This is a genomic window from Nonomuraea sp. H19 (assembly GCF_052068215.1).
Lineage (GTDB): Bacteria > Actinomycetota > Actinomycetes > Streptosporangiales > Streptosporangiaceae > Nonomuraea.
Window position 1 is genome coordinate 1 of sequence record NZ_JBQHCV010000082.1, and the last position, 6,277, is coordinate 6,277.

At 65.9% G+C, this 6,277-nt stretch carries 6 protein-coding genes; all 6 read left to right on the forward strand.

The window, feature by feature from the left end; genetic code table 11:
* The first annotated feature begins 342 nt into the window (after positions 1-342).
* Positions 343-1,530, forward strand: coding sequence for an ROK family transcriptional regulator (locus ACTMTI_RS56300; RefSeq protein ID WP_441129307.1), 1,188 nt, complete (start codon positions 343-345; stop codon positions 1,528-1,530).
* 68 nt (positions 1,531-1,598) lie between these two features.
* Complete coding sequence (locus tag ACTMTI_RS56305; protein WP_441129308.1) at positions 1,599-3,107, forward strand: sulfatase-like hydrolase/transferase; 1,509 nt, start codon at positions 1,599-1,601, stop codon at positions 3,105-3,107.
* Positions 3,104-3,862: an ABC transporter permease gene (locus ACTMTI_RS56310; RefSeq protein WP_441129309.1), complete on the forward strand. Its 759-nt coding sequence runs from the start codon at positions 3,104-3,106 to the stop codon at positions 3,860-3,862. The genes ACTMTI_RS56305 and ACTMTI_RS56310 overlap by 4 nt, the downstream gene beginning before the upstream one ends.
* A gap of 5 nt (positions 3,863-3,867) precedes the next feature.
* Positions 3,868-4,650: an ABC transporter ATP-binding protein gene (locus ACTMTI_RS56315; protein WP_441129310.1), complete on the forward strand. Its 783-nt coding sequence runs from the start codon at positions 3,868-3,870 to the stop codon at positions 4,648-4,650.
* A complete protein-coding gene (locus ACTMTI_RS56320) occupies positions 4,650-5,639 on the forward strand; it encodes an aliphatic sulfonate ABC transporter substrate-binding protein (protein WP_441129311.1) in 990 nt (329 codons plus the stop codon). The genes ACTMTI_RS56315 and ACTMTI_RS56320 overlap by 1 nt, the downstream gene beginning before the upstream one ends.
* Positions 5,640-5,710: 71 nt before the next feature.
* On the forward strand, positions 5,711-6,277 hold a 567-nt coding region (locus ACTMTI_RS56325), incomplete at its 3' end, for an SUMF1/EgtB/PvdO family nonheme iron enzyme (protein WP_441129312.1).

The window sequence follows — 6,277 nt, forward strand, 5'->3', positions numbered from 1 at the left end:
GGCGGCCGCGAAGTCCGGCCGGTCCAGTTCCAACCTGGAAGCACTGGCAGCGCCGGACAGCGCCAGGTTGACGGGATCCTTGTACAGCTGCCGCTGCAGAGGAAATCGGCGGAGCCAGGGGGAGGGCGGCGACGATGAGGGCGACGAGGGAGAGCCGTTTGACCGGAGGGATCGAGTGACGGGGGGCGTTGGGCATGAGTCTCCTCAGGACGGTGACCGGCCGGCAGTCGGAAACACCAGAGTGTTCGACGTGCCCACTATTAAGTCAATGGTTCGGAATATTTTTTCCACAATTTATTCCGGAGATTTGACAAAAGTCGTGCCGACTGTCACCATGCGTGCATGGCCAGGCCCGCCGACGCGCTGCAACGTCTCCGACGTGTTCATGAGGAAGCGGTCCTCGACAGTCTCCGGATGGGCGGCGCGCTGAGCCGCGCTGAGCTGATGGCCCGCATCGGCCTGTCTCGGACCACTCTGTTCGCGATTATCTCCGAAATGATCGAACAGGGCGTGATCGTCGAGACCCGCGGCCCGGACGTAGGACAGCGAGGTCGAGGCCGGCCGGCGGCGCAGGTGAAACTCAATCCCGAGGCCGGTCAGCTGATCGGACTGGAACTCGCCCGGCATCAGGTTCGTGTCGCCGTGGCCAACGTCTCCCACCAGATCGTCGCCACGGATGCGATGGAACTGCCAGCACAGAGCGACCTCGAGGCGCAAGCTGAGATCGCTGTCTCCCTGGTCAAGCGGGTGGCGCGGGAACGCGCCGTGCGACTGAGCGCGCTCGAGGCGATCGGGTTGGGGATCGTCGGTGTCGTGGACGATCCAGCCGTGCCGTTGGGCCTGGTGTCGGCTCGTTACTCGCGTATCACCGCACGCCTGGAGAAAGAGTTCAAGGTCCGCGTGGCCGTGGACAACAACACGAGGCTGGCGGCATTGGCGGAACGGACCTGGGGTGCGGCGAGATCTGCCGGCAACGTCGTATACGTGCGATGGTCGGTCGGCGTCGGTGGCGGTTACATCCTTGGCGGACGGCTGGTGCGCGGCGCTCACGGTGCGGCCGGCGAACTCGGCCATGTCTCCCTGGACCCGGCCGGCAGGCCCTGCCACTGCGGAAGCCGTGGCTGCCTTGAAGGCCGCATCGGCGGACCCGCCCTCCTGGAGGCCTGCGCCGCCCAGGGCGTGACGCTGCCCGATCTTGCCGCGCTGGTCGCCGCGGCCCAGGATCGCGTGCCTGAGGTGTGCCAGGTGATCTCCAGCGCCGCTACCGACCTCGGCAGGGTCCTGGCTGACACGGTGGTGCAACTCGACCCCGAGCGAGTGGTCGTGGGTGGCGAACTGGCCTCCCTCGGCAGCTTGGTGCTTGACCCCGTCCGCAGCGCCATCGCATCTCTGTCACTGCCGAACTCGCCACGAAAGATCGACGTGGTTCAGGGTGACCTGGGGCCGAGCGCCTCGGCCCTCGGCGCGATCGCGCTGATGCTGCACGAGGAACCGGTTATCGCCGAACACCTGCGCCCGGCGACTGGCTGACAAAAAGATCTCATCCTCGCCTCTTGTGGTCCATCCCTCCGGCAATTAACGTCAAGCCTCAGGAAAAAATGATCCGGAGGGCGAGCTTGAGTACCCCACGCAATGTGCTGTTCCTCATGACCGATCAGCATCGGACCGACACTCTCGGCTGCTACGGCAACCCGGTGGTGCGGACCCCGGCACTGGACGGCCTGGCCGCGGAGGGCGCTCGGTTCGACCGCTTCTACACCCCGACCGCGATCTGTACCCCTGCCCGGGCGTCCCTGTTCACCGGCCTGCACCCGTTCAGGCACGGTCTGCTGGTCAACCCTGAGCGCAATGGCGGCGCCCGCGACGAGGTGGCCGACGAGCACCCGGTCCTGTCAGCTCCGCTGCTGGAGGCCGGATACAACATGGGCCACGTGGGCAAATGGCACATTGGCCGGGAGCGTGGTCCAGAGTTCTATGCCATGGACGGCGAGCACCTGCCGGGCGCGCTGAACCCCTTCCACCACCCGTCGTACGAGCGGTGGCTGAAGGAGAACGGCCACCCGCCTTTCGCGGTGCGCGAGGCGGTCTTCGGCAAGGCTCCCAACGACTCCGGCCGCGGCCATCTGATCGCCGGCCGGCTCCAGCAGCCCGTCGAGGCCACCGTCGAGACCTTTCTCACAGACCGGACCACCGCACTCCTCGAGCGCTATGCCCGGGACTTCCACGACAGCGGAAAGTCGTTCATGCTTTCCTGTCACTGGTACGGCCCTCATCTGCCGTACCTGATCCCCGACGACTACTACGAGATGTACGATCCGTCGCTGGTCGCACTTCCGCCCTCGATGGCCGAGACCTTCCACGGAAAGCCTGAGGTGCAGCGCCGCTACGCCGAGTACTGGTCGGCCGACCACTTCGACGCCGACGCCTGGCGCGAACTGATCGCGGCGTACTGGGGTTATGTCACGATGATCGACGACCAGATCGGCCGGCTCCTGACTCGTTTGCGCGAGCTTGGCCTGTGGGATGAGACCACGGTGGTGTTCACCGCCGACCACGGTGAGTTCACCGGCTCCCATCGCCTCAACGACAAGGGCCCGGCGATGTACGAGGACATCTACCGGATCCCCGGAATCGTTCGCGTACCCGGCACAGCGCCCCGCGTCGTCGACGACTTCGTCACGCTCATCGACCTCAACCCGACGATCCTCGACCTGGCAGGACTTCCCCCGCAGTCACCTTGCGACGGCACGAGCCTGCTGCCACTGATCAGGGGTGAGGCGGCCGACGGCCGTGATCAGGTCGTCACCGAATTCCACGGTCACCACTTCCCCTACTCCCAGCGGATGCTCAGGGACCGGCGGCACAAGCTCGTCTTCAACCCCGAGAGCGTGCACGAACTGTACGACCTGCAGCTCGATCCGCACGAGCTAAACAACGTCTACACCGTCCCTGCCTACGCGGGAGTACGCCGGGAACTCACCCTCCGGCTCTACCAGGAACTCCAGCGCAGGGGTGACCCCGCATACACCTGGATGAGCTACATGGCCGACATCGACGGCAACCGTGCCGCCGACGTGGACGGCGTCGCGGACGAGGTCGGTCCATGACCCGGGCCACGAAGAGGTCCACGCTGCCGCTGACCATCGGCTCGGGCGTCCTGGGCCTGCTGGTCTGGACACTTCTTGCCAACAGCGGCGTTCAAGGCTTCCCCGGCCCGCTGTCGGTCGTGGAGCGATTCGGCACGCTGATCGGCGACGGGACGCTCTTCCTCGACCTGCTCGCCAGCCTCCGCAGGGTGCTGACCGGTTTCGTGCTCGGCGTGGCGCTTGCCGTACCCGTCGGCTTCCTCATGGGCTGGTATCCAACGATCCGCGGCCTGATCGAGCCATGGCTACAGTTCCTGCGCATGGTCCCGCCACTGGCGATCATCCCGCTGGCCATCGTCCTGCTGGGCATCGGCGAGACACCCAAGATCTTCGTCATCTTCCTCGCCTCGTTCCTGTCCTCGGTCGTTTCGACCTTCCAAGGCGTGGTCTCAGTCGACAACACGTTGATCAACGCGGCCCGGGTACTCGGCGCCAAGGACCGCACCGTCTTCGCCGGCGTCGTCATCCCGGCCTCCACCCCTTTCATCCTGGTCGGCATGCGGATCGGCCTCGGCGCCTCATGGGCCACGGTGGTCGCCGCCGAGCTCATCGCCGCCCAGGAAGGACTCGGCTATCGGATGCAGCAAGCACAGCTGTACTACGACCTTTCCACGATCTTCCTCCAACTGATCGTCATCGGTCTCGTCGGCCTGCTCATGGACCGTGCCCTGCTGCTGGCCGAGCGCCGACTGACAGGCTGGCAGGAACGGAGGTGAGCGCGGTGACTCCCAAGATCGAGTTCCGCGGGATCTCGCATCACTTCGAACTCGGCGACGGCGATTTCGCCGCACTCCACAACGTCGACCTGTCGATCGCCGACGGCGAGTTCGTCACCGTGGTCGGCCCGTCAGGATGCGGCAAGAGCACGCTGATGAACGCGGCCGCCGGGCTGATGGCTCCGACCGAAGGCACCGTTCTTGTGGACGGCGACGCCGTACACGGACCCAGCCCACAGCGTGGGGTGATCTTCCAGCAGTACGCGCTGTTCCCCTGGATGAGCGTCCGCAAGAACGTCGAGTTCGGTCTGAAGATCGCCGGAGTCGGCCGGGAAGAGCGGCGCAGGAGAGCCCAGCACTTCATCGACCTGGTCGGCCTGACCGACTTCGCCGACGCACTGCCCAAGACGCTGTCCGGAGGGATGAAGCAGCGCTGCGCCATCGCCCGCGCCTATGCCGTCGACCCCACCGTCCTGCTGATGGACGAACCCTTCGGCGCCCTCGACGCGCTGACCAGAGTCCAGCTCCAGGACCGGCTCCTGGACACCTGGAGCCAGGAGCGGCGCACGGTCATGTTCATCACCCACGACGTCGACGAGGCTGTCTACCTGGCCAATCGCGTCATCGTCATGGCCGCCCGACCGGGTCGCGTCCACCAGATCATCGACGTCGACCTGCCTTATCCCCGCTCTGAGGAGATCAGGCTCTCGCCCGAGTTCGCCGAGCTGCGCCGGCAAGTCTGGCACGCCGTCTACCACCAGCCCACCACTCTCGAAGGGACTCGCTGATGAAGGTTCCCCTCTGGACGGCCGCCGCCGCTCTGGTCCTCCTCCTACCCATCACCGGCTGCTCCTCCGGCGAAAGCGACGGCTCCAAGGAGGTGAAGTTCGGCTACATCGCTGACTTCTCCGGTGCGGCCGTTCTAGCCGTCGCCGACAAGCAGGGCCTGTGGACCAAGTACGGCCTCACGCCGCAACTGAAGGCCTTCACCAACGGCCCGTTGCAGATCCAGGCGCTCGGATCGGGCGATCTCGACTTCGGCTACATCGGCTCCGGCGCGGCCTGGCTACCGGCCAGCGGCAAGGCGAAGATCATCGCTCCGAACATGCTCGGCATAGCCGACCGCGTGATCACCCACGCCGACTCGGGCATCAAGAGCATCACCGATCTGAAGGGCAAGAAGATCGGAGTCCCCGAGGGCACGTCCGGCGACATGATCCTCCAGCTTGCCCTCAAGCAGGCCGGGCTGACCGTCAAGGACGTGCAGAAGGTCAACATGGACCCGAGCACCGTGGTCACAGCGTTCTCCGCCAAGCAGATCGACGCGGCGGCCATCTGGTACCCGCTGATCGACACCATCAAGAAGAACGTTTCCGACCTGGTCGAGCTGACCAAGAGCGAGGACTTCTACCCCCAGATCAGCTTCCCCAGCTCCTTCGTCGCCCGCAACGAGATCGTCAAGAACGATCCCGCGACGACCACCAAGGTACTCAAGGTGATCCAAGAGGCCGACAACTGGATCGCCGCGCACGCCCCCGAGGCCGAGCAGCTCACCGCGACCTTCCTGAAGGCACCCGCTGAACAGTTCAAGGGCGCGTCGGCGGTCACCAAGATCCTTTCAACCTCCGAGCTGGTCAAGCTCACCGGTGATGGAACGGTGGGCGGCTGGTACAAGAACCTGGCGGATATCTTCGTCGACATGGGCAAGCTCACTCAGTCGCCCGACCCCAACACCTATTTCACCGCCGACCTCTACAAGAGCGCGGCAAGCGGCTGACGATGGATGGTTGCTGCGCGCCGGGCAGGGAACCCGCCCAGGAACGGACCGTCCCTGCCCCGGCACATCGCGTGCGCGCCGGCAGCGGCATGATGGCGATCCCGGGTGGCACGTTTCTCATGGGCGCCGAGGATCCCGACGGCTGGGCGGCTGACGGCGAAGGGCCGGTGAGAGAGGTGACGCTGTCGCCGTTCCTCATCGACCCGGTCTGCGTGTCCAACGCCAAGTTCGCTACCTTCGTCAAGGCCACCGGCTACCAAACCGACGCCGAGCGCTATGGCTGGTCATTCGTTTTCCATCGCTTCGCCGACCCGCGCCATGTCATCAACGGCACCGTCCCCGGCGCCCCCTGGTGGGTAGCCGTGGCGGGCGCGGGCTGGCGTTGCCCGGACGGTCCCGGATCGGATGTGAGGTCGCGACAGAACCACCCAGCTGTCCACGTCTCCTGGAACGACGCGGCAGCCTTCGCGGCCTGGGCAGGCAAGCGGCTGCCGACCGAGGCGGAGTGGGAGATGGCCGCGCGGGGCGGGCTCACCCAGGCCCGATATCCCTGGGGCAATGAGCTGACGCCGCGCGGACGGCACCGGTGCAACATCTGGCAGGGCACGTTTCCGTACGTGAACACCGGAGACGACGGA